The organism is Hoeflea marina (genome assembly GCF_003182275.1).
Lineage (GTDB): Bacteria > Pseudomonadota > Alphaproteobacteria > Rhizobiales > Rhizobiaceae > Hoeflea > Hoeflea marina.
This window is the reverse complement of the sequence record NZ_QGTR01000001.1, coordinates 1,343,254-1,357,238: the sequence shown is the minus strand read 5'-3', so window position 1 is coordinate 1,357,238 and position 13,985 is coordinate 1,343,254. Positions and strand designations below refer to the sequence as shown.

15 protein-coding genes are annotated in these 13,985 nt (G+C 66.1%); 9 read left to right on the top strand and 6 right to left on the bottom strand.

The window, feature by feature from the left end; translation table 11 throughout:
• Positions 1–31: 31 nt before the first annotated feature.
• Together DFR52_RS06095 and dusA are read left to right on the top strand one after the other, a co-directional pair.
• Entirely contained in the window at positions 32–688 is a 657-nt protein-coding gene (locus tag DFR52_RS06095) for an NAD(P)H-binding protein (RefSeq protein WP_110030955.1), read from the top strand.
• A 422-nt stretch (positions 689–1,110) separates the two neighbouring features.
• Entirely contained in the window at positions 1,111–2,106 is a 996-nt protein-coding gene (gene dusA / locus DFR52_RS06090) for a tRNA dihydrouridine(20/20a) synthase DusA (protein WP_110030954.1), read from the top strand.
• A gap of 14 nt (positions 2,107–2,120) precedes the next feature.
• Here dusA and DFR52_RS06085 read toward each other — a convergent pair whose 3' ends face one another.
• On the bottom strand, positions 2,121–2,519 hold the full coding sequence (locus DFR52_RS06085; RefSeq protein ID WP_110030953.1) for an acyl-CoA thioesterase: 399 nt from the start codon (positions 2,517–2,519) through the stop codon (positions 2,121–2,123).
• A 170-nt stretch (positions 2,520–2,689) separates the two neighbouring features.
• On the opposite strand from DFR52_RS06085, the gene DFR52_RS06080 reads away from it, so the two are divergent.
• The 3 genes from DFR52_RS06080 to DFR52_RS06070 all read left to right on the top strand — a co-directional run bounded on the left by DFR52_RS06080 (position 2,690) and on the right by DFR52_RS06070 (position 5,881).
• Positions 2,690–3,586, top strand: coding sequence for a GGDEF domain-containing protein (locus DFR52_RS06080; protein WP_158284871.1), 897 nt, complete (start codon positions 2,690–2,692; stop codon positions 3,584–3,586).
• Between the two features lie 117 nt (positions 3,587–3,703).
• Entirely contained in the window at positions 3,704–4,663 is a 960-nt protein-coding gene (locus DFR52_RS06075) for an extensin family protein (RefSeq protein ID WP_245415195.1), read from the top strand.
• Positions 4,664–5,050: 387 nt separating this feature from the next.
• A complete protein-coding gene (locus tag DFR52_RS06070; RefSeq protein WP_110030950.1) occupies positions 5,051–5,881 on the top strand; it encodes a sulfite exporter TauE/SafE family protein in 831 nt (276 codons plus the stop codon).
• Between the two features lie 15 nt (positions 5,882–5,896).
• Here the strand turns inward: DFR52_RS06070 and DFR52_RS06065 are convergent, their stop codons facing one another.
• Genes DFR52_RS06065 through cobS form a run of 3 tightly spaced genes read right to left on the bottom strand, consistent with a single transcriptional unit; the run spans position 5,897 to position 7,662 of the window.
• A complete protein-coding gene (locus DFR52_RS06065; protein ID WP_110030949.1) occupies positions 5,897–6,607 on the bottom strand; it encodes a TIGR02281 family clan AA aspartic protease in 711 nt (236 codons plus the stop codon).
• Positions 6,604–6,831 (bottom strand): DUF1289 domain-containing protein, encoded by a 228-nt coding sequence (locus DFR52_RS06060; RefSeq protein WP_110030948.1) that lies wholly within the window; start codon positions 6,829–6,831, stop codon positions 6,604–6,606. The genes DFR52_RS06065 and DFR52_RS06060 overlap by 4 nt, the downstream gene beginning before the upstream one ends.
• A gap of 45 nt (positions 6,832–6,876) precedes the next feature.
• A complete protein-coding gene (gene cobS / locus DFR52_RS06055; RefSeq protein ID WP_170132228.1) occupies positions 6,877–7,662 on the bottom strand; it encodes an adenosylcobinamide-GDP ribazoletransferase in 786 nt (261 codons plus the stop codon).
• Positions 7,663–7,793: 131 nt separating this feature from the next.
• On the opposite strand from cobS, the gene cobT reads away from it, so the two are divergent.
• The gene (cobT, locus tag DFR52_RS06050) at positions 7,794–8,810 is read left to right on the top strand and encodes a nicotinate-nucleotide--dimethylbenzimidazole phosphoribosyltransferase (protein WP_110030946.1); all 1,017 of its coding nucleotides are present in this window, start codon (positions 7,794–7,796) and stop codon (positions 8,808–8,810) included.
• Between the two features lie 39 nt (positions 8,811–8,849).
• Here cobT and DFR52_RS06045 read toward each other — a convergent pair whose 3' ends face one another.
• Positions 8,850–10,388, bottom strand: a complete 1,539-nt coding sequence (locus DFR52_RS06045; protein WP_110030945.1) for a sensor histidine kinase — start codon at positions 10,386–10,388, stop codon at positions 8,850–8,852.
• A gap of 184 nt (positions 10,389–10,572) precedes the next feature.
• On the opposite strand from DFR52_RS06045, the gene DFR52_RS06040 reads away from it, so the two are divergent.
• The gene (locus DFR52_RS06040) at positions 10,573–11,130 is read left to right on the top strand and encodes a thermonuclease family protein (protein WP_158284870.1); all 558 of its coding nucleotides are present in this window, start codon (positions 10,573–10,575) and stop codon (positions 11,128–11,130) included.
• A 630-nt stretch (positions 11,131–11,760) separates the two neighbouring features.
• Here DFR52_RS06040 and DFR52_RS06035 read toward each other — a convergent pair.
• Entirely contained in the window at positions 11,761–12,354 is a 594-nt protein-coding gene (locus tag DFR52_RS06035; RefSeq protein WP_110030943.1) for a DJ-1/PfpI family protein, read from the bottom strand.
• A gap of 295 nt (positions 12,355–12,649) precedes the next feature.
• On the opposite strand from DFR52_RS06035, the gene DFR52_RS06030 reads away from it, so the two are divergent.
• Complete coding sequence (locus DFR52_RS06030; RefSeq protein WP_110030942.1) at positions 12,650–13,261, top strand: glutathione S-transferase; 612 nt, start codon at positions 12,650–12,652, stop codon at positions 13,259–13,261.
• Positions 13,261–13,902, top strand: a complete 642-nt coding sequence (locus DFR52_RS06025) for a uracil-DNA glycosylase family protein (RefSeq protein WP_110030941.1) — start codon at positions 13,261–13,263, stop codon at positions 13,900–13,902. The genes DFR52_RS06030 and DFR52_RS06025 overlap by 1 nt, the downstream gene beginning before the upstream one ends.
• Positions 13,903–13,985 lie beyond the last annotated feature (83 nt).

Genomic DNA, 13,985 nt, shown 5'->3' with positions numbered 1-13,985 from the left:
ACGCACCTGCCTGGAAGACGGAGACTGACACATGACCCGACACATTCTGCTTGCCGGCAGCACCGGGCTTATCGGCAGGAGCGTCGGTCTGCAACTTGGCCAGCGACCCGACATCGAGCTCATCAGCCTGGTTCGCAACGGCTCGAACGCGTCCGGCCATCCCATCGATTTCGAGCAGTTGTGTGCCGCGCCCGAAGCAACGCTGATGCCGGTCGCGCCCGACGGCGTCGATGTTGCCATCTCCTGCCTTGGCACCACCATTCGGACCGCTGGATCACAGCCCGCCATGTTTCGGGTTGATCATGATTACGTTCTGGCGATCGCCAAAGGCGCGAAGGCGCTCGGCGCCCGACAGTTTATCCTCGTGAGCTCTGTCAGTGCCGGGGGGGCAGGATTCTATCTCAGGACCAAGGGTGCCATTGAACGGGCGGTGACCCAGCTTGGCATCGAACGGGTGGATATAATCCGCCCAGGCTTTCTGCTCGGACAGCGTGGCGAGACAAGGGTTTTGGAAACGGTTGCGCAGCATGTCCTGGCCACGCTTTCACCCATCCTCCCGGGCCGCTTTTCCCGCTATGGGACCATACCCGCTCAGGAGGTATCAGAGGCAATCGTGCAACTCGCCGGGAGGATGGAGCCAGGCCGTCATGTGTACCAGAACGCCGATCTGCATCGGCTATCAAAATAATCAATTCGAATGTAACGGGCCGCTGTCCCGCTGCCGAAATGCCTGGATTCAAACGGAGATTGATCGTCATTAAATGCGCCATTGCGCGGAAAGCGGACGGGTAAGTGAAGCGGGCGACCGCCGGATCGGCGGATGCCATCGATGACGGATTGACGAAACGCCTCGCCGTCGCGGCGCATCCGCGTTTCCAGCGGCCGGGTCGTCAATCACAGATTCCGGCAACGACCAATCGCGATTGCTGAAACTTGTGGCCGCGATGAGAATATCTGGTTGCCGGCGCGACATCGCACTGCAGCCGCTACGCGAGACGCGAAGGGCAGGGCCGGCGGGCCGGAACTTGCCGCGCTCTGGCCTCGATCCCATGTCTGTTGTAAGGGAGGCAGAATTCGATCCCGTCGCGGACAACCCTCAAGCAGGACGCCATGCCAGAATACCCCAAGTACAGGCTCGCCATCGCGCCGATGATGGACTGGACCGATCGCCACTGCCGCTTCCTGCACCGTTCGCTGACGAAGCGGGCGTTGCTCTACACAGAGATGGTGGTGGCCGATGCGGTGCTGCATGGCGATCTCGAGCGGCTGCTCGGCTTCGATGCCTGCGAGCATCCGGTGGCGCTCCAGCTCGGCGGTTCGGATCCAGAGAAGCTCGCCAAGGCGGCGAAGATCGCTGCCGACTACGGCTACGACGAGATCAATCTCAATGTCGGCTGTCCCTCGGACCGGGTGCAGTCGGGCGCCTTCGGGGCCTGCCTGATGCGCGAGCCGGAACTGGTGGCGCGCTGCGTGGCGGCGATGAAGGCGGTGGTCGACGTGCCGGTGACGGTGAAATGCCGCATCGGCGTCGACGAGCAGGATCCGGAAACGGCGCTGCCCGCGCTGGCCGTGGCGGTGCTCGATGCCGGCGCCGACGCGCTCTGGGTGCATGCGCGCAAGGCGTGGCTCGAGGGCCTGTCGCCCAAGGAAAACCGCGACGTGCCGCCTCTCGACTATGATCGGGTGTATCGGCTCAAGCAGGAGTTTCCGAATGTTTTCATCGGGATCAACGGCGGTGTTGTCGATCTGAATCAGGTTCTTGAGCATCTGAATCACGTCGATGGGGTGATGCTCGGCCGCGCCGCCTACCACAATGCGTCGCTGCTCGCCGAGGTCGATGCCCGCATCTATGGCGAGCCGGACCTGCCGGTCGACTGGACCGTGATCCGCGACGCGATGATGGCGCATGCCGAGGCGCACATGGTGTCGGGCGGTCGGCTGAACCATGTCACACGACATATGGTCGGGCTGTTTCAGGGTGTGCCTGGCGCCCGGCGCTTCCGGCAGATCCTGTCAACGGAATCGGTGCGCAAGGGGGCGGGGCCGGAGGTGATCGCCGAGGCCTTTGGGGCCGTCGATCTGTCCGCGATCAACGAAGCCGCCTGAGCCCGTCGGAGCGCTCAGGTCTCGATGACAGGCGCGTCCTCGAGCGGAATCGGGGTCGGGTGATTGTTGCTGTCGAGCGCCACCATGACGAATGTCGCGTTGGTGACCTTCTCCATCCGCGGCGTCAGGTAGCGTTGCGCCCAGGCTTCCACCAGCAGCGTCATCGAGGTGCGGCCGACCTTGACCACGTCGGTGTAGATACACAGCGTGTCGCCGATCTTGACCGGCATGGCGAACGACATCTCGTTGACGGCGGCGGTAACGACGCGACCACGGGCGCGCTCGGCAGCACGGATGCCGCAGGCCAGGTCCATCTGCGCCATCACCCAGCCGCCGAAGATGTCGCCGGCGGCATTGGCGTCGGCGGGCATGGCCAGCGTTCGCAGGGTCAATTCACCGGTTGGCTTCAGCATCGGGCTCTCCTGTGTCGGAAGCCTTTTACCGGCGTTGCCGGCCGGGGTGAAGCGGTTTTCGAAAAATGCCGCGCGAAGCCGGTCATTTACCATTTCGGCACAGAGCCTGTTTACCTGAACGTGGCATCCTATCCCATGACAGGAATTGGGATATCGGGGGTTCAACGATCTTGCTGGAAAATCCGGGCTCACAGTCGGGGATACGCAATCGGCGGCTGACGCAGCTTGCCTGGGTGTGCGGGGGCACGCTGGCATGCATCCTCGTCAGCTTCTCGGTGGCGCATCTGCTGGCGCGGGATTTTTCCGCCGAAGTGCTTCTCAGAGCCCACCTTGCCTCGATATTCCTGCCGATGGTTCTGGCAACGCCGCTGCTCGGCGTGCTGATGATCAAGATCGGCCATCTGGAGGATCTCAACGCCCGCCTGGTGGGCATGGCGACCAGCGATCTGATGACGGGCCTGCTCAACCGCACCGCCTTCGCGGGCGCCGTCTCGGCGCTTCTCGACAGCCCGGCCGAGCGCATCGAGGTGACGCTGCTGGTGATCGACGCCGACCATTTCAAGCAGATCAATGACCGGTTCGGCCACCAGGCCGGTGACCTGGCGCTCACCGCGCTCGCCGATTGCATCCGCAGGAATGTTCGCAGCACCGATCTGGTGGGACGGCTTGGCGGCGAGGAGTTCGGCGTCGCGATGGCGGGCGTCAACGCTGAGAACGGCCACTACACCGCCGAGCGGATCCGCCGCGCGGTCGCCAACATCGATTTCCGGCCGCACGGAATCCGCCACGACATCACGGTGAGCATCGGCGTGACGCTCTCGGCCAGCGCCGCCGACTTCGCATCGCTGTTCAAGGATGCCGACGAGCGGCTCTACGCCGCCAAGACCGCCGGCCGCAACGTGGTCAAGGCCGGGTTCATGGGCGAGGCGTCGCTGTCATCGAGCGAGGATCTGCCCGGTGTCTCACCGACGGGCTCGCCGAGGGGCGAGGACACCCGCCGCCCGGCGACTGACGAAGCATGGGAAGGCGGCGCAAACCGGCGGCAGGACTCCATGGCCAACGCCTGAGCGCCATGACGGGGCGGCTGCTGCCTTGAAATGACCGCATCCGTTAACGGCGATCCTCAGGCTTCGTTTACCGTCTTGCGCGATATTGGCCAGATGTCAGTTCCAAAAGGCCGGGCCATGGCGCGCCATCCATCTTCCAGACCGCACCTGCTGAAGCTCTCCTCGCTCATGGCGATTTCGCTTGTGCTTGGCTCCTGCTCGGGCAGCGATGTGCTGGCGCCGCCAGGCGAGCTTCTGTCGCTGGAGCGGGCCAATCCGGTGATCGCGCCGGAGCCGCAGCCCGCCTTCAGCTATCCCGTGGCCGTGCCGATGCAGAGCTCGGGCGGCGGCAATCTCGCCGAGGGGCAGGTCGCCCAGCCGGTGGTCACCGGCATCGGCACCGATTCGCCGCAACTCGCCGGCGCCGCACCCGATCCGGTCGTCATCACCGAGCCTGTCGACGCGACGCCCGAGGCGCAGAAGGTCGGCTTTCTGCCGCGGTTCAGCAATCCGGCACAGACCCCGGCCTGGGCCGGCGGGATGCCGGCGGCGGAAAAGGCCTGCCGGCAGCGGCTCAAGCGTCTCGGCGTCAGGTTCCGCGACATCCCGGCCATCAATCCGGGCAGGAGCTGCAACATCGACTATCCGATCGAGCTCACGGCCCTTTCGGGCGGCATCGAGATCAAGCCGGCGGCAAAGCTGAACTGCCAGATCACCGAGGCCTTCGCGCAATGGGTGAAGAACGAACTGGCGCCGTCGGTGCGGGTCCGCTACGTCGCAGGCATTTCCAGCATCAACCAGCTTTCCTCCTATTCCTGCCGCACCATGAACTCGGTGAAGGGCGCGGCGATGTCGGAACATTCGCACGGCAATGCCATCGATGTCGGCAAGATCACGCTCAACAGCGGGACATCGATCTCGGTGCGCAAGCCCGGCTTCTTCGCCTTTCGCGAGAAGAACCTGCTCAACACGGTCCGCGCCGACAGCTGCAAGTATTTCTCCACCGTGCTCGGACCGGGCAGCGACGTGCACCACAAGGATCACTTCCACTTCGACCTCAGGCAGCGCAAATCCGGCTATCGCCACTGCAGCCTTTAGCGCGCTTCGGCTTTTCGTTGCATCGCAGACGCGCTCCAAGCTTTTGACCCCGAGCATTTTCCCACGACGAAGTGAATTCCACTCCGTCCGGAACTCCTCTCGAAGGGCGATCTGCCCGCCATCACGGGCAGGAAGAAGCGGCCGGGCAAAAAGATAGCCGGACGAGCCGGCTGTGAGTTGGGTGAAAGCCTCGGGCCATGGGGCGGTGCCCGGCTTCCGGCGGCCGCGGACATTGGGAATGCCCGTCGGCGGCGGTGCGACGGCTGCCGGGGGGCGGCAGGACCGTGCATCCGCCAAAACAATGCTTGAAAATTGTCTCGGTTTGATGACGGTGGCCGGGTCGCCCGTCCCGCCGCTCGCGGGAAACGGCAAGGCCACGGAGTGCGCATGTCCCAATCCCCCGAGCTGTTCTGGTTCACCCTTGAACTCGCCGCCGCCGGCGTCTTTGCCGGCGTCATCGCCGGGGTGCTGGCCGGGCTTTTCGGCATCGGCGGCGGCGCCATTCTCGTGCCGGTCTTCTACCAGGCGCTGGGGCTTCTGGAGGTCGACGACGCGGTGCGCATGCATCTGTCGATCGGCACGTCGCTGGCCATCATCGTGCCGACCTCGATCCGGTCCTTCATGGCTCACCACAAGCGCGGCGCGGTGGACATGGACCTGCTCAGGAGCTGGCTGCTGCCGGTTCCCGCCGGCGTTGTCGCCGCCTCGCTGATCGTCGCCTTCGTCTCCAGCGCGGCGCTGCGGGGGATTTTCGCGGTCATCGCCATCCTTGTCGGCCTGCGGATGCTGTTCAACCGCCAGGGCTGGCGGCTTGGGTCGGACCTGCCGGGCAATCCGGCGCGCGCGGCGGTGGGCGCCGTCATCGGGCTGCTGTCGGCGCTGATGGGCATCGGCGGCGGCGTGCTCAACAACACCTTCATGACATTGTTCGGACGGCCTGTGCACCAGGCGGTGGCGACCTCGGCGGGCGTGGGAGCGCTGATCTCGATCCCGGGCCTGATCGGCTATGTCTGGGCAGGCTGGGGCGTGGCCGGGCTGCCGCCGTTCTCGACCGGTTTCGTCAACTGGGTCGCGGTGCTGCTGATCATCCCGATCACCATGATGGCGGCGCCGCTCGGGGTACGGCTGGCGCATGCGCTGGACAAGCGCCAGCTGGAAGTGGCGTTCGGCCTGTTCATGCTGCTGGTCGCCGCGCGCTTCCTCTACAGCCTCGGCTGAAGCCGCCGGCCGCTGTCAGTCCCTGAGCACGATCTCGTCGCGCCGCATCTCGAAGGATGACAGCGTCGACAGGAAGTTCATGCCGAGCAGGCTGCGGTCCAGGGCGCCGGGCTTTGACACCATGGCGCGAAGGCCGGCACGGCCGAGCGGGCCGATTTCGAGCCGGTCAATGCGGACAGGTGCCGCCATCGACATGCCGTTGGCCGTCGAGATCGGGCTGGTGTATCGGAGTTCCTTCTCCGAGAAACCCGCGGCCATGGCGTCCTCGTGCGACAGCGCGATGGTTGTCGCGCCGGTGTCGATGAGGAAGTGCACGGGCACGCCGTTGACCATGGCGTCGGCCTCGAAATGGCCGCCGCGCGACTTGCCGATCGAAATTGCGAGGCCGTCGCCATCGGCGGCGCTGGACAGCACCACGGGCCGGCCCGGGACGAGCCCCGTGGTGACGGTCGCGGCCACGTCGGTGAGCCGGTCGCGATAGGTCCAGCCGGTGACCAGGCCCAGGATGATGATCAGCCAGACCAGCAGGTTGCGCACCAGCGCGCCCAGTGTGCGGTGCGAGCCGACCACGCCCGAGGCGATGACCGCGCCGAGAATGCCGAGATAGGCGACGTTGGCGAATTCGTCATTGGCCATGCCAAATGTCCGGCCGGCCTCATTGTTGTAAAGCAACAGCGCCAGCGCGCCGCAGATCAGCGCGAGAATGAACGGGAGACCCAGCCTCATCCGCCCTGCCGGTCCTGAGCCAGCTGCTGGCGGCGGGTGATGCGACGCGGCCGCTTTTCGACTGTCTCCAGCCGCGCGGGCAGTGCCGCCATCACCTCGCGGCGGGTTTCGGCAGAGTACAGCGTCCAGGCCCCGATTTCATCGCGCGTGCGGCCGCAGCCATGGCAGAAGCCTGTGGCCATGTCGATCGAGCAGATCAGGATGCAGGGCGTTTCAATCGTCATGGTCGGGTCCGGCGCATTCGGTGTTGGCCATCACATATCGGGTTTTCACAGCAAAAGGGCAAGGGTTGCGAGCGCCGCGATTTCGGTCAATTGCTGCGTGGCGCCGATGGTGTCGCCGCTGTGTCCGCCGATCCGGGCCTCCGCGAGACGGCTCCATCCATAGGTGACGGCGGCGGCGACGCCGAGTGTCAACAGCGATGCCACGAGCGTGTGGGCGAGCGCGCCGGTGAGCACCAGGACCGCGGCGCCGATGCCGACAGCCAGCCGGGCGGCGTCGCCCTCGGGCTCGCCGACCGAGACCGCGACGCCGTTCTCCCGCGCCGGCCGCAGATCGTCCCAGTGCCAGACCATCGCCGCCCTGCTGGCGGCGGCGACAGCCAGGATCACAAGCGCCGACAGCCACCAGGGCAGCACGGCGATAAGGATGGTCATCGAAACGGCCCTGAGCGCCAGCGACAGGATCAGCGCCAGCGCGCCGTAGCTGCCGATTCGGCTGTCCTTCATGATGGCGAGCATGCGGGTGCGGTCGCCGCCGGCGCCGAAGGCATCGGCGCTGTCGGCCAGCCCGTCCTCATGCAGCGCCCCGGTGACGCCGATGAGCACGCCGAGCGCCAGGAGAGCCGTGAGCGCCGGATTGGCTCCCAGGCCCGCCAGCAGCGCGGTCAGCAATGCGGCGGGGAGGGCGATCAGCAGACCGGCCACCGGAAACATCCGCACCGCGCGGCTCAACTGGCCATCATGGCCGGCGAAGTGGCGCGAGGGCATCGGCAGGCGGCTGAGAAATCCGGCGGAACGGGCGATGTCATCGAGCAGGTCGGAGTGGTTCATGATTGCTTCCGGTCCCCGAACAGGTGCATGGGTTGCGGCATTCAACGCCGCTGCCGCGATTGAACTTGCGCGATTCCCTCTTTACACCGGGAACCGCCGCGCGTCATGCGGCTCGGATCACAGGGAATTGCGCCATGACTGCCAGCGGACTGCCGTTTGACGACTTTCGGGACCTGATCAGCAATCTGCGGGGACCCGACACCGTGGCGCTGGCGGCGGCGCGCGAACGTGATTCGCAGCTGACCAAGCCGGGCGGCGCGCTGGGCCGGCTTGAGGAAATCGCCTTCTGGCTGGCGGCCTGGAGCGGCCGCTCGCCTGCGGTCAATCGTCCGCTGGTGGCGGTGTTTGCCGGCAACCATGGCGTGACGGCCAAGGGCGTGACGCCGTTTCCGTCGTCGGTGACGGCGCAGATGGTGGCCAATTTCGCCGCCGGGGGGGCTGCGATCAACCAGATCTGCGTCGCCAACGACCTTGGTCTCAAGATCTTCGACCTGGCACTCGATGTGCCCACCGGCGACATCACCGAGGAAGCGGCGATGGACGAGCGCGGCTGTGCGGCGACCATGGCCTTCGGCATGGAGGCGATCGCCGGCGGCACCGACCTTCTGTGCATCGGCGAGATGGGCATCGGCAACACGACCATCGCGGCGGCGATTTTTCATGCGCTCTACGGAGGCACGGCGGCGGAATGGGTGGGACCCGGAACCGGTTCGGAGGGCGAGGTTCTCGCCCGCAAGATCGCGGCGGTCGAAGCAGCGGTGGCGCTGCACAAGCCGCATCTGGGCGATCCGCTTGAAGTGCTGCGCCGGCTCGGCGGGCGCGAGATCGCGGCCATGGCCGGCGCCATCCTGGCAGCGCGGACGGAGCGGATCCCGGTGCTGATCGACGGTTACGTGGCAACCGCCGCCGCCGCCATCCTGCACGCGATGAACCCTTCGGCGCTCGACCATTGCCTGATCGGCCACGTCTCGGCCGAGCCCGGCCACATCAAGGCGCTTGACCGGCTCGGCAAGACACCGCTGCTTGCACTCGGCATGCGGCTGGGCGAGGGCACCGGCGCGGCGCTGGCGGCCGGCATTGTCAAGTCGGCGGCGATGTGCCATTCGGGCATGGCGACCTTCGCCCAGGCCGGAGTTAGCGGCAAGGACTGAGTGTTCCACCGCAGCCGGTGGGGCAACGAGGAGAGTGCGTCAGCTGAAGGCGCGCTTCTTGCGGGCACCGGGCTCGCCTATGCCCTCGACGGCCGCCAGACCTTCGAGCACGCGTTGCGACGGCAGGATGGCGATCCCCTCTGTGCCTTCGCGCAGCTTGGACTTGAGCACGAATTCGCCGCCGTGCTTGGCCATGATGGCCTGGACGATCGGCAGGCCGAGGCCGGTGCCCTGTTCGGCGCTCTTGATGGCGATCGAGCCCTGACCGAAGGCAGCGAGCACGATCGGAATCTCTTCCTCGGCAATTCCGGGTCCGTTGTCCTTGACGGCGATGTACTGGCCGCGACCGGCGGTCCAGCCGATCTTGACCTGGATCTCGCCGCAGGTCGGGGTGAACTTGACCGCGTTGGACAACAGGTTGAGCAGCACCTGCCGCATTGCCTTCTCGTCGGCCCAGACCATCGGCAGGCCGTTCTCGAAGGCTTCGGTGATGCGGATGTTCTTGCTGCGCGCCTTGAGCTGCACCAGGCTTATGCAATCCTCGGCGATGTCCGAGAGCGCCAGCGCGGTCTCGGCCAGGTCATAGCGGCCCGCCTCGATGCGGGAGAGATCGAGGATCTCGTTGATCAGGTTGAGCAGATGCTGGCCGGACTGATGGATATCCTGGACATATTCCTTGTAATTGGCATTCTCGATCGGCCCCAGAACCTCGCCGCTCATCACCTCGGAGAAACCGAGAATGGCGTTGAGAGGCGTGCGCAGTTCGTGGCTCATGGATGCCAGAAAGCGCGACTTGGCGAGATTGGCCTCCTCGGCCCGGCGGCGGGCCTCGTCCGACATGGATTTGGCCACTTCCAGTTCCGCGATCAGGTTGTCCTTCTCCGTCTGGAAGATCATCATCTTGATGTTGGCCGAGAGCAGCTTCTGGGAAACATAGGTGAAGAACACCACGGTGGCGGTGAACATCGCCAGAACCGAGATCTCCGCCGGATCGTGAATGGTCACCGCGCGCCAGATCAGCGCCATCACCGTGGGCACGAAGGTGAAATAGAGCACGTGGCGCAGGGTGAAACTGGCCATGGCGGTGGCGGCTAGCGCCACCAGCAGCACGGCGGCCTTGTAGAAGGCGAATGTGTCGCCGCCGCAGGCGGCGCAACCCTGCAGCGCGAACACCGCCCAGCAGACGCCGATGGCGAGGTAGAAACCCAGAAACCTGGTGCGCCAGCGGACCGCGAGATTGTCGTCGGCGAAATTGCGCGCCGCCCGCCGTGCCATCAGCACCAGCCCGGAATAAAGGATGAGGGTGACGAACGCCCACAGCAGCAGGCCGATGGCCTGGTCGAAATACAGCCCCACCATCGCCGAAAGCATGACAAGGGCCGGCACCGCCGCGGCCCCCTGGAGCACCGCGTTGATGTGCATCATCATCAGTTCATGGTCGAAGGCGGTTGGCGTCTCGCGGCCGCTCTGCAGCCGGTCCCGGGTTTCGCGCACAGTCCTGACCAGGGCCGCATTCTTGTGCGTCCGTGAGCGGTCGACAATGTTCTTGTCGGTCATGGTGCCGGCGGTATGGGCCATGGGTGCGAAATCGGTCCTCGTATCGGACGGATTCTAGGGAGCAATGCTTAAGAAGCTGTTTGCAATTGCCCCCCGGGCCGCTTGAAGCGGACGGGAAAATGAGGCATTTCGGCGCATGAGATGGACATCGGCAAAACGGCGCCGATGGCCGCGGTCGCCGCGGTCCCGGCGCTTTCGCGACCTCATGACGGCGCTCGGGCTGATCTTCGGCCTGGCGCTGGCTGTCGCCTGGCTGGGGGAGACCGGTGGCGGCTCCCTGTCGGGCAGGGCACGGCTGGTGGATGGCGACACCCTGGAAATTGGCGGCAGGCGGGTGCGGCTCAGCGGCATCGATGCGCCGGAATACCGGCAGACATGCCGTCGCGACGGCGCGCCCTATCCCTGCGGCGAGGCCGCCCGCGCTGCGCTGGGCCGGCTGATCGCCGGGCGCGAGGTGACGTGCGAGCTCGGCGGGCGCGACCGCTACCGCCGCCATCTGGCCAGGTGCACGTCGGTGGGGACCGATCTCAACCGCGCCATGGTGCTGTCCGGTCATGCCGTGAGCCATGACGGGTACCGGCTCGAGGAAGCGCGGGCGCGGGCGGCCGGCGCAGGCATCTGGGCCGGCGAGTTCGAGCGCCCGGAGGCGTGGCGCGCGGAGCACGAAGGCCGGATGCCGCGGTTCACCTTCGACCGGGTGTTCGACAGCCTCGCCGACGGCTGGCTGGCGCTGCGGCGCCTTGCCGGTTTTCCTGCGGGCTAGGGCATATCCGGGGACCACGATGGCCCTTGTCCCCTGTCCCTGAGGGCAACGGCATTCCCACATCTTTGTGGTGGCCCTTCGGCGAAGAGGAGATGCGATTTCAGCATCCTGATGCAATTGCGCGGCAGGAATTAGGGTGGGGGGCGCGCGCCGCCTGGCCCTTCGCCCTTCGATGGCCGCTTCGCGGCCACTTCGGGATGAGGGGAACGTTGATCCGGCACCATAGAATAAGGAGACCGGGGGCGACCGAAGGCGCCGGGGAGAAGCTGGTGGAGGCTGCGACCGCTCTCTCCGCCGTCATGCCGGCCCCAGAGCCGGCATCCGGCAGGCGAGCGTCCGCGAGCCGGAGTACCTGATTCCTGCCGCCCGCGCCGAGTCTCCCGCGCCGCCGACGCGGCTTTGCTGGACCCCGGCTCGGAGGCCGGGGTGACGGGGCTGCGGCCTATGCCATCCTGCTCCGCATCTTCACTCCGCGACTCCACATGATCGAAGCGTGTGAGGGCTTCGGGCAGCCCGCGGATGAAACCCGCGGCTGGCCCGAGAGCCATGCCGCCGCGAAGGGCAGGACCGCGGCCACCCTCGCCCTTCGAGGGCCGCTTCGCGGCCACCTCGGGACGAGGGTGGAGGGGCTCACTTGTGGGTGATCTCGGTGCCCAGCACCTTGAGGCATTCGCGGATGAAGGCGGCGAGGGCGGTCCAGCCCTTTGCCGATACCATCGTTCCGTCGACATAGGCGTCCGTCGGCGACAGGTCGATATAGGTGCCGCCGGCCAGGGTCACCTCCGGCTCGCAGGCGCCGAGGCCCGCGACCTTCTTGCCGCGCACCACGCCATCGACCGCGATCAGGATCTGGACCCCGTGGCAGATGGTGAAGATCGGCTTCTGCTTCTCGTGGAAATGGCGGACGATGGCCTGCACTCGCTTGTCGGTGCGGATGTATTCCGGCCCGCGCCCGCCGGCGCAGTAGACGGCGTGGTAGCTGTCGAGCTGCTTTTCCGCATCGGCGAATGTCTTGTTGAGCGTGACGTTGTGCCCGAGTTTTTCGGTGTAGGTCTGGTCGCCCTCGAAGTCGTGCAGCGAGGTCCGGAGAATGTCGCCGGCCTTCTTGTCTGGACAGACCACATGAACCGTATGTCCGACGGCTTCCATGGCCTGTTCGAAGACGAAGATTTCGTACTCCTCGGTGAAGTCACCCGTCAGCATCAGTATTTTCTTGCCTGGCATGTCTGTCTTCCTCCCTTTGATGTTGATTTTGTTCGAACGCTCCAGCGCTCTCGCCGCCACGCCTGTCTGCGTCCTGTGCCCTGGTGCGCCTGAGGCCGCTCGTGGTCTCTTCGTGAATCGGTCGGTTTGATCTGGAATTGGTCGTACCAGATGATGGTCAGAAAGAGTGCTGCCGGTCAAGTGGAACGCTATGGTCGACCGCGACATTTCCGCAAGGGCGGCGTCGGCGCGCAGGTCCGGGCTTCCCCGCGACGCCGCTTTGGTGTCTGATCCGGGTGATGAAAGGGAGACTGCAATGAAACTCTATGATGGTGGGCGCGCACCCAATCCGCGGCGCGTGACGGTGTTCCTGGCCGAGAAGGGCATCGAGATCGAGAAGGTGCCCGTGGATATGGGCGCGATGGGCCACAAGTCGGCCGAGGTGACGGCCCTCAACCCGCTGCAGCGGCTGCCGGTGCTGGTGCTCGACGACGGCACCGTTCTCTCCGAATCGGTGGCGATCTGCCGCTATCTGGAGGAACTGCATCCGGAGCCGCCGCTGTTCGGCATCGATGCGAAGGACCGCGCCATCGTCGAGATGTGGAACCGGCGCGTCGAGCTGCACTATCTCGCCAGTGTGGCGGCAGCCTTCCGCCACACCCATCCGGCGATGAAGGACTGGGAAGTGCCGCAGATCGCCGAATGGGGCGAGGCCAACCGGCCGAAGGCGGAGGCGTTTCTGGAATTGCTCGACAAGGAACTCGCCACCCGGCAGTTCATCGCCGGCGACCGCTACACCATCGCCGACATCACCGCGATGATCGGCTTCGACTTCATGAAGCCGGCGAAGATCGCCCGACCCGAGCATCTCGCCAATGTGATGCGCTGGTATGGCGAGGTGTCGTCGCGCCCGAGTGCCGCCATCTGATGTCAGCGCCGGACGAAGACGGGCTCGGGCCGCTGCTCGCGCGGATCTCGGCCTGCCGCATCTGCCGGGACGCGCCGCTGGGCGGGCCGGGGCGGGCGCTGCCACATGAGCCGCGGCCGGTCTGCGTCGCCTCGGCGCGGGCGCCGGTGCTGATTGCCGGCCAGGCACCGGGCACGCGGGTGCATGCCTCGGGGCGGCCGTTTACCGATCCCTCCGGCGACAGGCTGCGCGACTGGCTCGGCGTCGATGCGGCGGCGTTCTACGATCCGGACAAGTTCGCCATCGTGCCGATGGGCTTCTGCTTTCCGGGACTGGACGCCAAGGGCGGCGACCTGCCGCCGCGACGCGAATGCGCGCCGGCATGGCGCGGGCAGGTGATGGAGGCGATGCCGCAAGTCAGGCTGGTGCTGGCGATCGGGCTCTATGCCCAGGCCTGGCATCTGGGCAAGCTCCGCCATAAAAGCGTCACCGACACGGTGGCCGACTGGCGCGCCGTCTTGGCCGCCACCGAGGCCGGGACCCCGGTGATGCCGATGCCGCATCCGTCGTGGCGGAATTCCGGCTGGCTCAAGCGCAATCCCTGGTTCGAGGCGGAACTGTTGCCGGAACTCAGGCGGCGCGTGTACGACGCCATCGGCTAGCTGATTGGCATGAAATTCTGCAATCAGGCGCAATCGCGGATTACTTTTCTTTGCCAGCCGGTCCGTGGCAGGATATCAGCTTC